We start from the raw sequence: 21294 nt of genomic DNA on the forward strand, positions 1-21294 counted from the left end.
ATATGTAGGGTGCGTTGTACCCGAATTTACGCCTTTGGACTGTTATATCAAATGAGAGTAGTATATGAATTTATTCATTACAAAATCAGACAGGTTGAATAAGGAATTAAACAAGCTTTATAAAGTTTTATAAGGTTTTGGCAACGGTTAAACTATGAAGGCAGCAAAGAAAATAATTATATGCACTTTACTAGGAGTATTACTTCAAAATTTAATTTTTTTATATGTTGAAAAAATATATCTTGGTGGAGAAAGTAATTATAATATTCAAAAGGTAGATAATACTGCTAATTCTAAAAGTTTAAAAACTAATATTAGTGAAAATGCAGAAGATATAAGAACTTCTTATGATGGTAAATATATTTCTTATATGGATAATGGGAAGCTTATAGTTTGTAACTATAAAGATGAAAGTAAAAATGAATATAAAGAGGCATCAGGTAAAATTGAGTATTATAAATGGCTTACTGACTGTAATAAAATTATAGTTATAGAAAAGATGATAGAGAATGGAGATACTTATTTTGTACCAATTTCCTATGATGCAAAGACTAATAAAATAAATGAACTTACAGATTTTGATAGAAATGAAGTTAAAATAAAAAGTAGCTCTTTAGGGGCAAAAGTAGTTTCAGTAGCCTTTTCTACAGTGAGCAGTAGTTTGTATATAAATATAGAAGAAGATGGAATGAATAATCTATATTATGCAAATCAAATGAATCAAATTGAAAAGGTAAGATCTAATGAAAATATAGGTAATATAGCAGTTCCTACTACAAGCAGTAATGTAATTATGGAAGAGTCAAATAAGATTTTTGATTTAAGTAAAAATAATAATTTAGAAATTCCCTCTGAAAATAATCCTAGAATATTAGGTGCTGATAAAGATGATAAAGTATATTTATATAATGACAATAATGGTAAAACAGATACTATATATTATGCTAATTTATCAGAAAAAAGCTATAGATGGAATGAGATTAAGTTAAAGTCTGAAGAAGATATAAAGAATATATTTTTAGATTATAGTGGCAAAATATATATAAATAATCCTTCTAAAAAAACTGCAAATGAGATTATAAGTGGTAAAGAAATAAAATATGAAGGAGATTTAATTGGATCATATTCAGAAGGTGTAATAAGTAAAAATGGAAATGAAATAATAAAGAATGATTTAGAATAAAGAAGGTTATATGGTGAAAATTAACTGTGAGGGTATAAATAATAAGTTTATTAGCTCTAAAAAAGATGTTAAATATAATATATCTAATTCTTTTACAAAGATACTTAATTCAGAAAAAAGTGAAGCTATGAAAAGGAATGAAGAAATATTAAATAAAAAAATAAATTCTTCGAATAATGTTAAACATTTTAATAAGATTTTAGGTATAGGTAATGATAAAGATATAAATATGTATTTAAAAGATAACGGAAAAGTTGATGTTAAAAGAATGCTTGACGAGTATGGTGGAAAGGTAAAAACTAATGAATTAAGAGAACTGTCAAAGATTGTTACTGGAATGTTTAAAGAAGAGCTAGTAGATGAGGAAGACTATTTTTATGCATTAAAATGGATAGCAACAAAAGCAAAACAAAAGTCTACCATAATAAATATTAAGAAAAAAGAATTTGAAGTTATTACATCTTTAGATAGAGAATAATTTATAAAATAGTGTACACCATAAATATGAGGTGAATCTTATGGGAAGCAAAATGAAGACAAAAAATAAGAAGAAACATAGTCCAAGAGCAGAAAGTGCTAAGGCAGTTTTTGGTGAACCAAAAGCAAAAATTTATGATCCATCAGATTTTAAAATTTAAAAAAGTAGGAAAGTACTATATAATTAATTTTATATAGTACTTTTTTGGGGGTGAAATAGATGAGTAAAAGCATAATAATTAAAAATTTAGAAATAGGAAAGGGAATGCCAAAGATATGTGTATCCATTACAGGTGAAACTAGTGAAGATATACTTTCTAAGGCTAAAGAGTATAGTGGGCTAGATATAGACATATTAGAATGGCGTGCAGACTATTATAATAATATTCAAGATATATCTAAGGTAAAAGAAGTTTTAGATAAGTTAGAACTTACATTAAAAGATAAACCTTTAATCTTTACATTTAGAACAAAAGGTGAAGGTGGGGAAAATAGTTTAGAAAAAGAAAGTTATATTAACTTATGTAGAGAGATAATAGAAAGTAAAAAAGTAGATATAGTAGACTTAGAATTATTTACTGGAGAAAAAGAGGTTTCTGATTTAGTGAAACTTGCTCATGAAAATAATATTAAAGTTATTATTTCTAATCATGATTTTTATAAAACACCTGAAGAGGAAGAAATTAAAAATAGAATAGAAAAAATGATTTCTCTTAAAGGAGATATTCCTAAGATTGCAGTTATGCCCAATAGTGAAGAGGATGTTTTAAAACTTTTAAGCTGTACAAATTATATGAATAAAAAATATAAGGATGTTCCAATAATAACTATGTCAATGGGAAGTTTAGGAGTAGTTAGTAGACTTTCAGGAGAAGTATTTGGCTCAGCAGTTACTTTTGCATGTGTTGGAAATGTTTCTGCACCAGGACAAATATTTTATAGGGATCTAAGAAATATTTTAAACATAATACATAAATAATTAGAATTTAAGAAGCAGTGATACATTTAAATATTATATGTATCACTGCTTTTTTTTCTTAAAAATGACTTCTTGAAGATTCGAAATTAAATCGTGAATACATAAAATGACTTATATTTTTATTTGCGATTCAGAAACTTCCTTTTATGAAATTTTATGGAAAGACTGTCGGCCATTGTGAGAAAATAAGTTTGATGTAGAAAAGGGGGAAAAATTATGAATAAAAAGTTATGTAACATTTTACTTGCTATGGTAGCTGGAACAATGGCTTTATCACCAGTAGCAGCTTATGCTGGAGAAGCTGGACACAGTACTTGTGTTGGAGTAACTAAAGATACTAATGGCCCATACAAATGGGGACATGCTAATACTGGAGGAGGCGGTGGATATATCCCTGCTATTATATTTAACGAAGGTGAAAAGGATTTGATATATACTCGTACTGATATGGGTGGAGCATATAGATGGGATCCTGAAACTAATAGCTGGATAGGTTTATCAGACTGGATAAGTGCTGATAAATGGAATGACTTGGGATGTGAAAGTTTAGCTGCAGACCCAATTGAAACAAATAGAGTTTATATTGCCTGCGGTACTTACACAAATGATTGGACAAGCGATAATGGTTCAATACTAAGATCAACTGATAAGGGTGATACTTGGGAAAAAATAGATCTTCCATTTAAAATTGGTGGTAACATGCCAGGAAGATCAATGGGAGAACGTTTAGTAATTGACCCAGTTGCTAATAATGTACTTTATTTAGGTACTCATAGCGGAAATGGTTTATGGAGAAGTACTGACTATGGTTCTACTTGGAGCAGAGTTGATAGCTTTACAGCTACAGGAGACTATATAGATCCTAATATGGGAGATCAAATTGGTGTTGTATGGGAAGCTTTTGACAAATCAAGTGCACCAGAAGGAACTAACCCTGATGGAACTAAGAAACCATGTCAAACAATTTATGTAGGTGTTGCAGATGAAACAGAAAGTATTTATGTAACTCATGATGGTGGTGAAACATGGGAACCTGTAGAAGGACAACCAACAGTAGATAATCAAGACAGCTGGGTAAAACTAGATGAAAATAATCAATATAAACCACATGGTTTTTTACCTGTTCATGGAGTTTTAGCTTCTAATGGAGAATTATATGTTACTTATAGTAATGACTGTGGACCTTATGATGGAAGTAAGGGGGATGTATTTAAGTATAATACAAAAACAGGAGAATGGAAGAACATAAGTCCAGAACCATCAAGTGATTTTGATAACAACTATTCAGGATATGGTGGACTTGCTGTAGATGGTAAAGATCCAAATACACTAGTTGTTTCAGCATTAAACTCATGGTGGCCAGATACTAAGTTCTGGAGAAGTACAGATGGTGGTGAAACTTGGACTCCTATCTGGAACTGGGAAGGTTATCCAACAAGAACTCTTAGATATGAATTAGATATATCTAAGGCTCCATGGTTAAAATTTGATGGTAATACAACTTATCCAGAACCAAATCCTAAGCTAGGATGGATGGTTGCAGGTGTATCTATAGACCCATTTAACTCAGATAGAATGATGTATGGTACTGGTGCTACATTATATGGAACAAATAATTTAACTGACTGGGGAAGCGATAATAAAGTTAAGGTAGAAGTTATGGCTCAAGGAATTGAAGAAACTTCTATAAACTGTGTATTAAGTACTGGTTATGGAGATACAAGTGTTGTAAGTGGTGAAAATGATGTTGCAGGATTTGTTCATACTAAAGACTTAACTGCTACACCAAAAGCAATGCATACTCCAACATGGAATACTGATTCAATGGATTTTGCTGAAGCTAAGAATAACGTTATGGTAAGAGTAGGTAAAGCTGATTTAGGTAAATATCCAAATGGAAAGAGTATAGCATTTTCATATGATGGTGGTAACAACTGGTTTGAAGGTGACTATATAAATGGTGATAAAACTATGACAAGTGGAACAGTTGCAATGAGTGCAAGTAGTGAAGTTGTTGTATGGGCACCTAATGGAAAAGAAGCATACTATAGTACAAATAACGGTAAGGCATGGACTAAGTGTCAAGGATTACCTGCTGGAGCTACAGTAATATCAGATAGAGTAAATGAAAATAAATTCTATGGATTTGTTGATGGTGATTTCTATGTAAGTGAAGATGCAGGAAAGAACTTTACAAAGGCTGCAACTGGACTTCCAACTAAGGATGCTAAGTTTAAAGCAGTACCAGGTCAAGAAGGAAATATATGGTTCATAGGCGCTGAAGGAATGTATGTTTCAGAAAATTCTGCTGCAACATTTACTAAAAATGATGCTATTGAATCAGGTAGAACTGTTGGATTTGGTAAAGCTAAAGATGGATGTGACTATGCTGCTATTTACACTCATGCTAAGATTAACGGATTAGATGCATTTTATAGATCAGATGATGCAGGTAAATCATGGGTAAGAATTAACGATGATAGAAATCAATTTGGTTCTGCTCATGCTGATATAACAGGAGATCCTAATATCTACGGAAGAGTATATATTGCAACGAATGGTTTAGGTGTTGTTTATGGAGATATAGATGAAAGTAAGCCTCAAAATCTTTTAGGAGATGTTAATGGAGATAATACTGTAGATTTATCAGATTACACAATGTTAAGAAAATATGTAAACAGTGGAGCTGGAGCAGAAAGCAATATAAAAATTGTTGAAGCTAACTCTGATGTTAACGAAGATGGAAACATTAATTTCTTCGATTTAGTAGCCTTAAAAGCACTAATATAAATAAATTTTAAAGTAAAACAGCCTGATTTTTCGGGTTGTTTTATTTTAAAAAAAATACTTAAAAGCAATAAATGTAATCGTAAAGGTAAAAAAAAGAAAAAAATACACTTTAAGAGTGAATAGTATTATTACAGGAAAAATAGTAGAAAAATACCATAAAAAATGAGACAATAATATTGTGATAAAGATTTAATAAAAAAGATTGGCAGAAAGTGTCATCTTAAAGGTGACTTTTTCTATATATATTTAGGAGGGAATAAAAAATGAAAAGAAAACAGTTATGCTCATTGATTACTGTTGCATTAATGGCTACAACTTTAGTAACGCCATATAATACTTCAGAAACTCAAGCAAAAGAAGAAACTAGCGTAAAAGCAGCTAGTGTAGATAATGCACCATTTTCATATAGTTTCCAAAAAGCTGATAATAATTCATCGTCACAAAATCTTGGAGGTACACTAACAATAACAAATACATCAGGTGCAGAACTTGATTTATCTACAGTAAAACTTAATTATTTCTTCTCATCTGATTCAGATGTAGCTAATAATTTCTACTGTGATTATTGTGGTATTATTTCAGGAAATTATCAAAACTTTACATGCTCAGTAAAGGGAGAATTTAAAAAGACTGGTGATAGTGATGCATCTAAGAGTGATGTATTAAAAATAGGATTCACTTCAGGAAAACTTCAACCAGGTGATGTAATTACATTACAATATAGAGTTGCAAGAAATGACTGGTCAAATTACGATACAACAAACGATTTTGGATGGGGAGATAGAATAGTAAACCCAACAATAAATCCAGAAAGTATTTCTTTTGAAGAATCAAAGGCAGTTGATACAAACGTAAAAATTAGTTATGAAGGAACTAAAGATGCTGCTTTAAATTCTATAGTAGAAGGAAGTAAGACTTTACAAAAGGGTCAAGATTATACTGTTGATGCTTCTGGAAACGTTATATTAAAGGCTAGCTATTTAAATGCAATATCTGGAACAAGCGCTACCTTAACTTACAACTTTAATGATAAGAGTAGCCAAACTCAAACAATTACAATTAAGAAAGTACAACCAACAGTAAGTATTTCTGATAAGGTATATAATCCAGAAGTACCAAAGGATATAACTACTACAGTTGATTATAAAAATTCAAAAGTAACATTAACAAAAGTTACTAATGGAAATCAAAATGTAAAATACACTGTTGATGGAAATAAAGTTATTATAGATCAAGATTATTTAGAAAGCCTAAAGGAAAATAAAGATAAAAATATTACATTAACTTATTGGTTCAGCAATGGAACAAAAGCAGATGTACAAATAACAATCTTAGGAATTCATGTTATGGCTGATATATCATTAGGATCTGTAGATGTAGCTCATCCAGGTGAAATAATTGAAGTACCAGTTAATATAAATAACGTTACTAAGTTTGGATTACTAGATTTCCAATTTGGTATAAACTATGATGCAAGCAAATTTGAATATGTAGGTCTTGAAGCAGCAGGCTTAACAGAAGGCTTTGATGATTCATTTATAGAAAAAGAAAACAAAGCTGGATATGTAAGCTTCCAATATTTAGTTCAAGATGATGAAGAACAAATCATAACTACAACAGGAACTTTATGCAAAATAAAATTAAAAGTTAAAGATGATGCTTCAGAAGGTTTAAGCAAAATAGAATTTAAAGATTCAGCATCTAAATTAAATTACTTTGATGAAGTAAATGGTGTTGTTGGTTCTTATGAAAAGAAATTAGCAGGAACAGATTTAGATATTAAGATTATAAGACCATTTACAATTGATGTGGATGATCAAGTATTTGGAAGAGTAGGAGACGAAGTAGTAGTACCAGTTAGATTAACTGATCGTAATACTGAAGACTTACTATTAGATTATGCTGTAACTGTAGTTTATGATTCAAATGCTCTTGAATTTGAATCAGTTGAAGGAGCAGGTTTAACAGAAGGCTTCGATGATTCATTTGAAGTTAAGAATGCAGGAAACGGTAAAGTAAAAGTTCAATATCTAATTAGTGATGATGATGAACAAGATATAAGTAGCGAAGGAGTATTATTTAACCTTAGATTTAAAGTTAAAGATACTGCAAAGGATGGAGTTTCAGAAATAACACTTACAAATCCAGTATTCAATTCATTTAATGATGAATTAGGAACAGTAGGCAAGTTTAACCCAGATTTAGTTGGAGGTTCAGTATTAATAGCAGAACAAGAACCAGTAGATTTAAAAGTAGATACTGTTAGTTCTTATGCTGGTACAGAAGTAGAAGTTCCAGTTAGCTTATCAGGACTTGGAGATAGAAACGCAATCCTAGATAATGAATTAACTATTGAATATGATACAAACAAATTAGAGTTTGTAGCACCTGTTGGAGCAGGATTAACAGAAGGATTTGATGATTCATTCGAAGTTAAGGATGCAGGAAATGGAAAGGTAAGAGTTCAATACCTAATCAGTGATGAAGATGAACAAGCAATAACTACTGATGGTATATTATTAAACCTTAAGTTTAAGGTAAAAGATGGTGTATCTGGAGTTGCTTCTGTTAAAATAGTAGATTCAAAATTAAACAATTTTGATGATGAAGCTGGAGTTGTAGGAAACTACAAAGCTAGATATACAGATGGTGCTGTTAATGTTGGTCTATGGACTCCAAAAGCAGATCTATCAACTAATAGATTTGATAAGGCTAATCCAAAAGATATAACAGTTACAGTAAATGCAGATGGTGGAGAATTTAAAGGAATCAAGGAAATTTCAGGTGTTGATACATCATTAGATAAGATTGTAATTGATAAATCTTATTTCTCAAATAAAAAAGGAACTGCTGATTTAACATTTGTATTCGAAAAAGATGGAAAAGAAGTAAGCATAGTTAAGACTGTAACTATTAAAGAAATAGAATATAAGCCATCAGTAGAATTAGAAAAATCAGAAGTTTTTGCTGGAAAAGAAGATGTAGTAGCAGATGTAGATGTTCAAGGTGGAAAATTAGTAAGCGTTGATGGAGCTAAGTATACTGTAGAAGGAAACAAAGTAATACTTGATAAATCTAGCTTCACAAAGGTTGGAACTACAAAGGTAGTATTTAACTTTGAAAAAGATGGACAAACAAAATCTATTAGTAAGACTGTTACTGTAAAAGAATATGTAATAGAACCTTTAACATTAGAAGTTGGTACAGCTAGCGTTAAGGCTGGAGAAGAAGTTACTGTTCCAGTTACATTATCAAACTTAGGAAGCGATTATGCTCTATTAGATAATGAATTAACTATTGAATATGATGCAAGCAAAGTAGAATTTGTAGCACCAGTAGGAGCAGGATTAACTGAAGGCTTTGATGATTCATTCGAAGTTAAAGATTTAGGAAATGGAAAAGTAAGAATTCAATATTTAATCAGCGATGAAGATGAACAAGCAATAACTGCTGATGGAGTATTATTAAATCTTACATTCAAGGCAAAGAGTACAGAAGGAACTGCAGAAGTTAAGATTGCAGATTCAAAATTAAACTACTTCGATGATGCAGCTGGAGAATGCAAGCAATTTAAAGCTAAATATGTAAATGGAGCTGTTAATATTGTAGGCGTTGAACCTGTAGAATTAGAAGTTGGTACAGTTGATGCTAAGGTTTCAGAAGAAGTTAATGTTCCAGTTAAATTATCAAACTTAGGAAGCGACTACGCTCTATTAGATAATGAATTAACTATTGAATATGATGCAAGCAAAGTAGAATTTGTAGCACCAGTAGGAGCAGGATTAACTGAAGGCTTTGATGATTCATTCGAAGTTAAAGATTTAGGAAATGGAAAAGTAAGAGTTCAATACTTAATTAGTGATGAAGATGAACAAGCAATAACTGCTGATGGAGTATTATTAAACCTTACATTCAAGGCAAAAGCAGAAGGAACTGCAGTAGTTAAGATTACAGATTCAAAATTAAATTACTTTGATGATGAAGCTGGAGAATGCAAGCAATTTAAAACAAACTATGTAAATGGAGCTGTTAAGGTTTCAAAGGATGAAGTAACACCAGATCCATTAGTATCAGAAGTTAACTTGAATAACTCAGTATTTGATAAGAATGCACCAGAAGATATAACAGCTACAATTAATACAAATGGAACATTCAAGGGAGTTAAAGAAACTTCAAAGGTTACTAAATCAGGAAACAAAGTTGTAATTGATAAATCTTATTTTGCAGACAAGACAGGAACAGCTACTTTAACTTTTGAATTCGAAAAGGATGGAGAAACAAATACTGTTGTTAAGACAGTAACTATTAAGGAAAAAGAAACTCCTGTAGTAGAATCTTTAGTATTAGAAGTTGGAACTGTTAATGTTGAAGCTGGAAAAGAAGTAGATGTACCAGTTACATTATCAAACTTCAAATCTGATTATGCTCTATTAGATAACGAAATAACAGTAGAATATGATGCAAGTAAGTTAGAATTTGTAGAACCATTAGGAGCAGGATTAACAGATGGCTTTGATGATTCATTCGAAGTTAAAGATCTTGGAGATGGAAAAGTAAGAATACAATACTTAATCAGTGATGAAGATGAACAAGCAATAACTGCTGATGGAGTATTATTAAACCTTACATTTAAGGCAAAAGATGATGCTACTGGAACAGCAACAGTTAAAATCACAGATTCAAAATTAAATTACTTTGATGATGAAGAAGGTGTATGCGGACAATTTACTGCAGAATATAAGGCTGGAGCAGTTAATATTCAAAAAGAAGAAGAAGAGGTATGGAACCCATCAGCTAAATTAAATAGTTCAGAATTTGATAAGAATAATGAAGCTGATATAACAGCTGTAATAAATGCAGATGGCGGAAAATTAACAGGAATCAAGGAAGGTGCTAAATATACTCAAAATGGAAGCACTGTAACAATTGATAAATCATATTTCAATGCTAAGACAGGAAAAGCAACAGTAACATTTGAATTCGAAAAGAATGGAAAAGTTCAATCAGTTGCTCAAACTGTAACTATTAAGGAATTAGAAGCATATGAACCAACAGTAACACTAGTAAATTCAGAAGTTGAAGCTGGTGCAGAAGATGTAGTAGCAAATATAGATGTTAAAGGCGGAAAATTAAAAGGAATTGATGGAGCTTCAGTTAATACAGTATCAGGAAGTAAAGTAACACTTGATAAGTCTAACTTTACAGAAGCAGGAACTAAGACAATAACATTCAATTTTGAAAAGAATGGTAAGGTGGTTTCAAAGACTGTTACTGTTACTGTAAAGGCAAAGGAAGAAGATCCAGTACAAAATTCATTATCAGTATCAGCTGATACAGTAAAAGCTGCTGCAGGAAGCACAGTTAAGGTTCCTGTATATATGCACATTCCAGAAACAACTGCAGTATATGGAGTAACATTCAATTATGCAGATAGTGAAGGAGCAACTTACTCAAAATTCACTAAGAATGCAAACTTACCTAAGGGTACAGATGTAGCATTTAACTACTATAAGAAGAGTAAGACAGCATTTGCTTATTCAGTATTCCCTAAGGAAGCAACAGGAATTAGAGTTACTGGAGATGTACTATTTGGAACTCTTACAATAAATCTAGATGCAGGATTAGCAAGTGGAACTGAAATACCTGTAGTTATTACAGATGTTGCATTCTCAGATTCAGCATTTAAACCAGTTGCTGCAGAATATAAAGCAGGAAAAATAATTGTTGAATAATTAAATATAAAACTTGGTTTCTATGAGAGTTCATAGAAACCAGGTTAATAAAAAGGAGTTAAAGTAGATGAAATACAGGAAAAGTATAATAACAGCGATGATTTTAGCTTTAGTGTCATCCTTTATATTACCAAAGATACCTGTAAATGCTGAAGAAGCGGTAGAAGAATTAAATGATAATGTAGATAACAAAAATAATTTTAATTATGGAGAAGCACTCCAAAAATCAATAATGTTTTATGAATTTCAACGTTCAGGAAAATTACCAGAAGATAAGAGAGATAACTGGAGAGACGATTCAGCAATGAATGATGGTGCTGATGTAAATACCGATCTTACAGGCGGATGGTATGATGCCGGAGATCATGTGAAGTTTAATTTACCAATGTCATACAGTGCAACAATGTTGGCATGGTCTGTATACGAAGATAAGGATGCCTATGAAAAAAGCGGGCAATTAACATATATGATGAATGCAATAAAGTGGGCTGACGATTACTTAATAAAATGTAGCCCAAAGAAAGGTCTTTATTACTATCAAGTTGGAAATGCTGAAGATGATCATAAGTGGTGGGGGCCTGCAGAAGTAATGCAAATGAATAGACCTACATATACACTTGATGAAGAACATCCAGGATCATCAGTATGTGGTGAAACAGCAGCAGCTCTTGCATCAGCTTCAATAATATTTAGAGATTCAGATTCAGATTATGCAGATACATGTTTAGAGCATGCTAAGCAGGTATTTGAATTTGCAGATGAAACAAAGAGTGATGCTGGATATAAAGCAGCAGATGGCTTCTATAAAGTAAGTAGTGGCTATTGGGATGAACTTACATGGGCTGCAACTTGGCTATATTTAGCAACTAATGATGATACTTATTTAGAAAAGGCAGAAGATTATGTTTTAAATTGGGCAACAGAACAGCAGACAAATATCATTGGATATAGATGGGGTCAATGCTGGGATGATGTACATTATGGTACTCAAGTGCTTTTAGCTAAAATAACAAATAAAGATATTTATAAAGAAAGTACAGAAAGAAATTTAGATTGGTGGACAACAGGATACAATGATGGAAATGGTATTCAACGTATAACATATACAAAGAAAGGTGAAGCTTTCTTAAATAGCTGGGGTTCACTTAGATATGCAGAAGCAACAGCATTTTTAGCTGGAGTATATGCTGAATGGGATGGATGTCCTAAGGATAAAGCAGAAAATTATAAAGACTTCTTAGAAAGCCAAGTAAACTATGCACTTGGAAGTACAGGAAGAAGTTTTGTTCAAGGATTTGGAGAAAACTATCCTAAGAATATACACCATAGAGATGGGCAAGCATCATGGCTTGATGATAAAACTGTTCCAGGATATTCAAGACATATTATTTATGGTGCACTTGTTGGAGGACCTAAATCTTTAGATGATGATTCATATGAGGATATTAATTCAGATTTCAATTGTAATGAGCCAGCTTGTGATTATAATGCAGGATTTGTCGGAGCACTAGCAAAGATGTATAAAGAATATGGTGGAGATCCAATAAAAGACTTTAAGAGTATTGAGGAAAAGACCAACGATGAATACTTTGTTTCTGCAGCAGTAAATGCTAAAGACAAAAACTTTATGGAAATTAAAGCTGTATTATATAACAATTCAGGATGGCCAGCAAAAGTTGGAGATAAGCTATCGTTTAAATATTTTGTGGATTTAAGTGAATTATATGAAGCTGGATATACAGCAAGTGATGTAAAAATAACTACAAATTACAATCAAGGTGCTAAGATGTCAGAATTATTACCATGGGATGAAGAAAAACATATTTATTATGTAATTGGTGATTATACAGGAACTAAGATTTATCCAGGAGGACAATCAGCACATAGATCAGAAGTACAATTTAGATTAGCTGCACCTGAAAAGGTAGTTTGGGATAATTCAAATGATTTCTCTTTTGAAGGAATTCAAATGACAGCAGGGGAAACACCTATACAAACATCAAAGATTCCAGTATATGATGATGGAGTATTGATTTCAGGAATAGAACCAGAGAAAGAAAAAGAAATATTATATGGGGATATTAATGGTGATGAAGTAGTTGATTTAAGTGATTACACATTATTTAGAAAGTATTTAAATAATGGAATGATAGGAATAAAAATAAATGAAGAAGCCTCAGATATAAATCAAGATGGAAATGTAAACTTCTTTGATTTAGTAGCATTAAAATCTTTAATATAAAAAATAGATGTAAAGTGGGGAGAATGATATGTTAAGGAGAAATAAAGCTCTAGCTTATATGCTTTCTGTAATTATGGGATTATCGATAGCAGTACCTGGAGCAAAAGCCTATGCTTTCACAGATGATGAATATAAAACTGCATTAAAGGATTCTGTAAATTTTTATGACGCTAATAAATGTGGCAAGGAAGTAGCTAATGATAATGTGTTTAGTTGGAGAGGACCATGTCATTTAAATGATGGAAAAAACCTGGGGATTGATTTAACTGGTGGATATCATGATGCAGGAGACTGTGTTAAGTTTGGACTTCCACAATCATACTCAGCTTCAGTAATGGGATGGGCTCTATATGAATTTAAAGATGGTTTTAAAAAAGCTGGAGCATATAACAAACAGCTTGGACAGTTGAAATATTTTACAGACTATATTATTAAGTGTCATTATGCTGACGGTAAGTTTGTATATCAAGTTGGAGATGGAGATCAAGATCATAATTATTGGGGAGCACCTGAAAATGAACAAGATGGACCAACATTAAGACAAAGTGTTAGGATAGCTGATTCAGCTCATAGTGCATCAGATGTTTTAGGTGAATCAACAGCTGCATTAGCTCTTATGTATTTAAATTATAAAGATAAGGATTCAGCTTATGCTGAGAAGTGTTTAAAAGAAGCAAAAGAATTATATGAAATGGGTAAAGCTAACCCAGGAAGAAATGATTTATATAATTTCTATGTTTCTGGTAGCTATAGTGATGATATGGCCTGGGGAGCTACATGGTTATATGAAGCAACTAAGGATCAAAGTTATTTAAATGAAGCTAAGCAATTCTTAGTAAAAGAAAATCCATGGCTTGAATCAAACTGGACTATGTGCTGGAATGATATGAAAGTTCCAACTGTATTAAAGTTATATGAGATAACTAAAGATGCAACTTATAAAAAAGCCATTGAATACAATTTAAATTACTGGGAAAACGACTTAAGACCAGTAAAAGGCGGTATTAAAATCAGAGATGATTGGGGTTCTTTAAGATATACAGCAGCAGAGTCTATGCTTGCATTAGTATACAATAAGATAAACCCAAGTAGCGCATTAACTAATTTTGCAAGTTCACAAATTAATTATATATTAGGTGATAATCCAGATAAAATGTCATATCAAGTGGGATTTGGAAACAAGTGGCCACAACATGCTCATCATAGAGCTGCAAATGGTTATGACAAAGAAAAGGATGCAAATTACAAAACTCTTCCAAATAAATATGTTCTTACAGGAGCATTAGTAGGTGGTCCTAAAGGTGATGGAACATTTAAAGATGAATTAGATGAGTATACTTACACTGAAGTAGCACTTGACTACAATGCAGGATGGGTTGGAGCATTAGCTGGTTATGTAGAACTTAATTGCTCAGGAGAAATACCTATAGATCCACCTATAGATATACCTACAGGTAAATTATTTGGAGATGTAAATGATGATAAAGAAATAGATTTATCAGACTACACATTATTTAGAAAGTATTTAAATAATGGTGGAGAAAATAGCAATATAAAAATTAATACAGAAAATGCTGATGTTAATGAAGATGGAAATATTAATTTCTTTGACTTAGTAGCATTAAAAGCATTAATATAAATAATTTTAAATATTAAATAGTTTGTTGATTTTGGATGTCATAGTAGTGAACAAATTATTTCATATGTGTCATCCATGATTTCACATAAAAATAAAATTTAGGGGGAATAAAAATGATTAAAGCAAGATTTAAATTGATGTTAGCAGCAGCTTTAAGCGCAGGTTTCTTAGTTACACCTTTATTAACTGATACAGCAAGCGCAACTCAATACAAGGACAGATTCTTAGAATTAAGAGAGAATCTTAATGATCCTTCAAATGGATACTATAGACAAATGGATAATGGATTAAAGATTCCATATCACAGCCGTGAAACTTTCCTTTGTGAAGGTCCTGACTATGGTCATGAAACTACAAGTGAAACTTATAGTTACTATGTATGGCTAGAAGCTATGTATGGTAAATTTACAGGTGACTGGACTCAATTCAGTGATGCTTGGAAATCACTTGAAACTTATATAATTCCACAAGATAAGGATCAACCAAATAATGATGCATATAAGGCAGACGATCCAGCTGATTATGCTGAAGAATTTTTATCAACAAGCAAATATCCAACAGAATGTAATGGTCAAACTCATGTTGGTAAAGATACATTAAGCCAAGAATTAAAATCAACTTATAAGACTGATAATATTTATGGTATGCACTGGTTACTAGATACAGATAACTGGTATGGATATGGTACTCATGGAGAAGATGGTTCTTCAGGATACACTCAAGATGGTGAACCAGTATTCATCAACACTTATCAAAGAGGAGCTAATGAATCAGCATTTAAGACTGTAACACATCCATCATGGGATGATTGTAAGACTTATGGAGCTGGAGATAAAGCTGGATTCTTAAAATTATTCAATGGTTCAGATACTCACCAATGGAGATATACAATAGCTTCAGATGCTGATGCAAGAGCTATTCAAGCAACTTACTGGGCTGATAAATGGTCTAAAGATGATAATGAGGGACAAAGCCAAGTAACTGCTGATGTTGCTAAAGCAACAAAACTTGGAGATTATTTAAGATATTCAATGTTTGATAAATACTTCAGAGCAATTGGATGCCAAGATAATGCATATGCTTCAGGTACTAACAAACATTACTTACTTGGATGGTACTATTCATGGGGAGCTGATACTGATTTTGAACAATCATGGAATGGTTCATGGGCTTGGAGAATTGGATGTTCTCATAACCACTTTGGATACCAAAACCCAATGGCTGCATGGATATTATCTAATGATAATGCTGATAATGGTACTAAGGACTTTACTTCTAAGACTAAGACTGGTAAACAAGACTGGACTCAAAGTTTGGAAAGACAAGTTGAATTATATCAATGGCTACAATCAGATGAAGGTGCTATAGCTGGTGGATGTACTAACTCTTACACTACTGATAATGGAAGCTATCAAAAATATCCAGCAGGAAGCTCAACATTCTACGGAATGGTTTATGATGAAGCTCCAGTATACTTAGATCCACCAAGTAATAGATGGTTTGGTATGCAAGTATGGTCATTACAACGTCTAGCTGAATACTATTATGAAACTGGAGATGTTAGAGCTCAATCAGTTCTTAATAAGTGGGCTAAGTGGGCTATGAATAATACTAAGTTCACAAGTGATTCATATCAAATGCCAGCAAACCTTGGATGGTCAGGTCAACCAGGTACTTGGGATGAAAAGAATAAGACTAGCGACAATAGCAACTTACATGTTACTGTTGATGCTTACACTGATGCTGATATCGGAGTTGCAGGTTCATATGCTAACACATTATTCTATATCAGTGCTGCAAACAACAAGTATAACTATGCAGATACAGATACTACAGCAGCAACTAAGGAAACTGGTGAAAAGATCCTTGATATCATGTGGAATAGCTACAAAGATGACTATGGTATAGCTAAGGCAGAAGAAATAAATCCTAAGAACTACTTTGATAGTGAAATATATATTCCAAGTTCATTCACTGGAAAGATGGGTAACGGAGATGTAATTAAGTCAGGAGTTAAGTTTATAGATATACGTTCAGGATATAAGAATGATCCAGACTACGCTAAGGTAAAAGCAGCTTATGACACTAATACAACTGCAAGCATGACTTACCACAGATATTGGGCACAAGTTGATGCAGCTTTAGCTTATGGTACTCATGAAATCTTATTCCCAGATGTTACTGGTGATATTAATGGAGATGGAACTATTGAGTTATCAGACTACACATTATTAAGAAAATACTTAAATAATGGTGGAGAATCAAGCAACATCAAAATTGATGTAGCAAATGCAGATGTTAATGGAGATGGAGTAGTTAACTTCTTTGACTTAGTTGCATTAAAGAACAAAATCTAATGAATTTAATTTAAATTAAAAATATGTTTTGAGGGGGAAAAACAATGTTAAAGAAAAAAATATTATGCATTGCCCTTTCAGTTGCCACTGCTGCAACCGTAATGGTTGCACCAGTTGGTTTCAATACTGAAAGTGCTAGCGCTGCTACTAAGGTAATTAGTAAAGGGGATTTAATACAAAATAATGATTTCAAAGATGGAAAGGGATTACCTTGGAACGTAGTTGAAACTGCTCCAGCTAAATCAAGCTTTGAAATTAAAGATGGAGAATACAAAATCACTGTAGACCTTTCTGACTGTGATAAGGAAAGATATGATAAAGACTTAAGATGGGCAGTTCAATTCCGTCATAGAGGATTAAAACTTATAAAAGGTCATACTTATACAGTAGAATATACAGTAAAGGCTGACCACAACTGTAAGATCTATCCTAAAATAGGACAACAAGATGGAGATTACAATGAATACTGGAATGGTGATGGAGAAGGTTCTGGCGATAATGCAATGAGATGGCAACCAGTAGATTTACAAGCTAACCAAACTAAGGTTGTAAAGAAGACTTTCACATTTACTGATTCATCAAAATCACCTTCATCTAACAGAGAAGAAAACAAGCTTGAAATGGCATTCCATTTAGCTGGTGACTGTGCACCACAAGGTCTTGGACAAGATGAAAAATACACTTTCACATTCTCTCATGTAAGTATTAAGGATAGCCAATTCCCAGGATACGAAGTAGAATATGATGATACTGATTATGCAGTAAAGGCAAACCAAGTTGGTTACTTTACAGGAGGAGAAAAGAAAGCAACAGCTGTATTATCTGATACTAAGCCAGTTGCTTGGAGCTTAGTTAATGCAAATGGAGATACAGTTAAGACTGGTATGACTACTGTATTTGGTAAGGATGCAGCATCAGGAGATAACGTTCATAAAATAGATTTCTCAGACTATAAGGTTGCTGGAGAAGGATATAAAATTGTTGTAGATTCTAAGAATGTTATTCCAGAACACAATGATGATGTTAATGAAGACATTAAAGTATTAAGTGAAAGTGCACCATTTACAATAGGTGATAGCTTATATTCAAAATTAAAACATGATGCAATTAAATACTTCTACTATAACAGAAGTGGTATTCCTATAGAAGAAAAATATACTGATGGTCAAACAGAAATAGCAAGACCAGCAGGACATACAAGTGACGTTTTAACTTGTACTAAATTAGGTCCAGACAATATAGGAAAGACTTGGTACAATGAAAGTTATTCATTAGATGTAACAGGTGGATGGTATGATGCTGGTGACCATGGTAAATACGTTGTTAATGGTGGTATTTCTACATGGACAGTTCAAAACCAATATGAACGTGCATTAAATGCAGGTGAAGATATGACTAAGGCTCCATATGCTGATGGAAGCATGAACATTCCTGAAAGCGGAAATGGAAACCCAGATATCTTAGATGAAGCACGTTACAACATGGAAGTATTATTAAAGATGCAAGTTCCAGATGGTTATAAATATGCAGGTATGGTTCACCATAAAGCTCATGATGATACATGGACTGGACTAGCTGTAAGACCAGATGAAGATCCAAAAGAACGTCACCTTCAACCACCTTCAACTGCAGCAACATTAAATATGGCAGCAGCAGCAGCACAAAGTGCTCGTTTATGGAAGGATTTAGATCCAGCATTCTCAAATAAATGTTTAGCAGCAGCTAAGAAAGCTTATGCAGCAGCTCAAAAATACCCTAACATCTTAGCACCAATAACAGCTGGTGTAGGTGGAGGAGCTTACGGAGATACTAAAGTAAGTGATGAATTCTACTGGGCAGCATGTGAATTATTTGCTACAACTGGAGACAGTGCTTATTTAAATGATGCTAAATCAAGCGAATACTATTTAACAATGCCAACAGCATTAACTGGTGGTGAAGATAATGGTCTTTCAGGATGCTTTGACTGGGGGAATGTAGAAGGTTTAGGTACATTAACATTATTAGCATCTAAGAACAACTTACCAGCAGCTGATTTACAAAAGGCTAAAGAAAATGTTACAAAGGCTGCTGATGTATTTATAAGCAATCAAGAAAACCAAGGTTATGGAACTCCTATAACTGAATCAGACATTGAAGTTGGAGGTAATATTATTCATGGACTTCCATGGGGATCTAACTCATTTGTAATGAATACAATGATTCTTTTCGGATATGCTAATGACGTTAGTGGTAATGCTAAGTATTTAAATGCTGCTAATAGAGCTATGGATTACTTACTAGGAGATAACCCAAATACTAAGTGTTATGTAACAGGATATGGTACTAAACCATTACAAAATCCACATCACAGATGGTGGGCATATCAATGTGATAATTCATTCCCACATGCTCCAGCTGGTGTTGTTTCAGGTGGTCCAAACTCAGGACTTCAAGATCCATGGGTTAAGGGTTCTGGATGGGCTGCAGGATCTAAACCATCAGAAAAATGCTTCATGGATAATATAGAATCATGGTCAACTAACGAATGTACAATCAACTGGAATGCACCACTTGCATGGGCTGCTTCTTACTTAGATGATCATAATGATGTTGCAGTGCCACTAGGAGATGTTAATGGCGATGGAGCTATTGATTTATCAGATTACACATTATTAAGAAAATATGTAAATGCTGGTGGAGAAAGTAATATTAAAGTTAATGAAGTAAACTCTGATGTTAATGAAGATGGAGTAATTAACTTCTTCGACTTAGTTGCATTAAAGGCATTAATCTAGTATTAAGCTGATAGTAACTTAGGTTATTAAAAAGGAGATGATTTCTGCAGAGAAGCAGAGGTCATCTCTTTATCTTTTGTAATATTACTTATAAATACTATTCGTATGTAAATTATAATCTATAGAATGGAAGAATAGATTGTAGCTTAGAGTGATAGTATTTTAAGATAAAAAAGATTGGTGGATTGGGGGTTAATATAATAACATTTTATATTTAATTAAATTACATTTAATTTAGTATTTATAAATGCTATAAGAAACTTGGGGAAATAGCTATGGAGGTTTAAAATATTATTAATATATTAACTTATATTGTAATAAGATGAGTTAAAATGTTATAATGTAAATAATTACAGGGGGGTGTAGGATATGAAAATATTTAAAATAAAAAAAATATTAGCGTTACTTATTTCTACTGTGGCAATGCTTATTGCTAAGACATCTTCAAATATGTGTATATTTTGGATGCTGGGTGAAGTTCCAATGCCTAAATCTTTGTATAAAAGATAAAATTTAAACAATATTTTTATTAATTTATAATATAGCGTTGATGTTGAGAAAAGTATAAAATCAGGAAAAAAACTTCTTTAATTAAAAAATCGTTGTAGGTATTAAGCCTACAGCGATTTTTTAGTATAATTAATTTATATTGAGAATGATATTGTTTTTTAAAACAAAGTAGTTAAAATTAAAAGGATATATGAATATGGAGTAGGGTATTTATAATAAATGCTTTTGTCTTCGAAAGAAGATGTAAAAAGTACTCATTAAATATAATATTAGACCAGTTATACAAAAAAAAATAAAAAATTTTAAAAAATAATTTTTTAAAAAAGGGTACACTTAATAAACCATTATTATTTTACGAATAATGGACAAGAGTGTGTTTTAAATTATATGTTATATTACTTCGTGTAAATTACTATTTAAATATAATTTTTTATGCACTTCAGGTAATCGTAATTCAAAGGGCTTTTTATCCCTAAGTATTGCAAAAAAGTGGTTAATTAATTTGTGCATTACAGCTCCAATAGCTACTTTTTTAGGTTTAGATTCACTTAGCTTTTTATAATATTCAAGTAAAACAGGATTAGCCGGAACTCCATTTCGGAAACTTT

Annotated in this window: 10 protein-coding genes and 1 pseudogene; 10 read left to right on the forward strand and 1 reads right to left on the reverse strand. The window is 32.1% G+C overall.

The window, feature by feature from the left end:
• Positions 1 to 154 precede the first annotated feature (154 nt).
• The 10 genes from BM384_RS07015 to BM384_RS07060 all read left to right on the forward strand — a co-directional run bounded on the left by BM384_RS07015 (position 155) and on the right by BM384_RS07060 (position 20686).
• On the forward strand, positions 155 to 1183 hold the full coding sequence (locus tag BM384_RS07015; protein WP_090012416.1) for a hypothetical protein: 1029 nt from the start codon (positions 155 to 157) through the stop codon (positions 1181 to 1183).
• A 13-nt stretch (positions 1184 to 1196) separates the two neighbouring features.
• A complete protein-coding gene (locus tag BM384_RS07020) occupies positions 1197 to 1661 on the forward strand; it encodes a hypothetical protein (protein WP_090012418.1) in 465 nt (154 codons plus the stop codon).
• Between the two features lie 219 nt (positions 1662 to 1880).
• Complete coding sequence (gene aroD / locus BM384_RS07025) at positions 1881 to 2639, forward strand: type I 3-dehydroquinate dehydratase (protein ID WP_090012420.1); 759 nt, start codon at positions 1881 to 1883, stop codon at positions 2637 to 2639.
• A gap of 216 nt (positions 2640 to 2855) precedes the next feature.
• Entirely contained in the window at positions 2856 to 5429 is a 2574-nt protein-coding gene (locus BM384_RS07030; RefSeq protein WP_090012422.1) for a dockerin type I domain-containing protein, read from the forward strand.
• Positions 5430 to 5692: 263 nt separating this feature from the next.
• The gene (locus tag BM384_RS07035; protein ID WP_090012424.1) at positions 5693 to 11161 is read left to right on the forward strand and encodes a cohesin domain-containing protein; all 5469 of its coding nucleotides are present in this window, start codon (positions 5693 to 5695) and stop codon (positions 11159 to 11161) included.
• 67 nt (positions 11162 to 11228) lie between these two features.
• The gene (locus tag BM384_RS07040) at positions 11229 to 13403 is read left to right on the forward strand and encodes a glycoside hydrolase family 9 protein (protein WP_090012425.1); all 2175 of its coding nucleotides are present in this window, start codon (positions 11229 to 11231) and stop codon (positions 13401 to 13403) included.
• Between the two features lie 28 nt (positions 13404 to 13431).
• Positions 13432 to 15042, forward strand: coding sequence for a glycoside hydrolase family 9 protein (locus BM384_RS07045; protein ID WP_242945971.1), 1611 nt, complete (start codon positions 13432 to 13434; stop codon positions 15040 to 15042).
• 113 nt (positions 15043 to 15155) lie between these two features.
• Positions 15156 to 17399, forward strand: a complete 2244-nt coding sequence (locus BM384_RS07050; protein WP_090012427.1) for a glycoside hydrolase family 48 protein — start codon at positions 15156 to 15158, stop codon at positions 17397 to 17399.
• A gap of 44 nt (positions 17400 to 17443) precedes the next feature.
• Complete coding sequence (locus BM384_RS07055) at positions 17444 to 20176, forward strand: glycoside hydrolase family 9 protein (RefSeq protein WP_090012428.1); 2733 nt, start codon at positions 17444 to 17446, stop codon at positions 20174 to 20176.
• Between the two features lie 369 nt (positions 20177 to 20545).
• Positions 20546 to 20686 (forward strand): AgrD family cyclic lactone autoinducer peptide, encoded by a 141-nt coding sequence (locus BM384_RS07060; protein WP_090012430.1) that lies wholly within the window; start codon positions 20546 to 20548, stop codon positions 20684 to 20686.
• Between the two features lie 390 nt (positions 20687 to 21076).
• Here BM384_RS07060 and BM384_RS17920 read toward each other — a convergent pair.
• Positions 21077 to 21294, reverse strand: a pseudogene (locus BM384_RS17920) (IS110 family transposase); the annotation flags it as partial.

The sequence above is a fragment of the Clostridium sp. DSM 8431 genome, from assembly GCF_900116755.1.
Lineage (GTDB): Bacteria > Bacillota > Clostridia > Clostridiales > Clostridiaceae > Clostridium.

Excerpts from the sequence above, each read along its gene's own strand:
- BM384_RS07015 (WP_090012416.1), top strand. The coding sequence starts at position 155 with ATGAAGGCAGCAAAGAAAATAATTATATGCACTTTACTAGGAGTATTA.
- BM384_RS07045 (WP_242945971.1), top strand. The coding sequence starts at position 13,432 with ATGTTAAGGAGAAATAAAGCTCTAGCTTATATGCTTTCTGTAATTATG.
- aroD (WP_090012420.1), top strand. The coding sequence starts at position 1,881 with ATGAGTAAAAGCATAATAATTAAAAATTTAGAAATAGGAAAGGGAATG.
- BM384_RS07050 (WP_090012427.1), top strand. The coding sequence starts at position 15,156 with ATGATTAAAGCAAGATTTAAATTGATGTTAGCAGCAGCTTTAAGCGCA.
- BM384_RS07035 (WP_090012424.1), top strand. The coding sequence starts at position 5,693 with ATGAAAAGAAAACAGTTATGCTCATTGATTACTGTTGCATTAATGGCT.
- BM384_RS07040 (WP_090012425.1), top strand. The coding sequence starts at position 11,229 with ATGAAATACAGGAAAAGTATAATAACAGCGATGATTTTAGCTTTAGTG.
- BM384_RS07055 (WP_090012428.1), top strand. The coding sequence starts at position 17,444 with ATGTTAAAGAAAAAAATATTATGCATTGCCCTTTCAGTTGCCACTGCT.
- BM384_RS07030 (WP_090012422.1), top strand. The coding sequence starts at position 2,856 with ATGAATAAAAAGTTATGTAACATTTTACTTGCTATGGTAGCTGGAACA.
- BM384_RS07060 (WP_090012430.1), top strand. The coding sequence starts at position 20,546 with ATGAAAATATTTAAAATAAAAAAAATATTAGCGTTACTTATTTCTACT.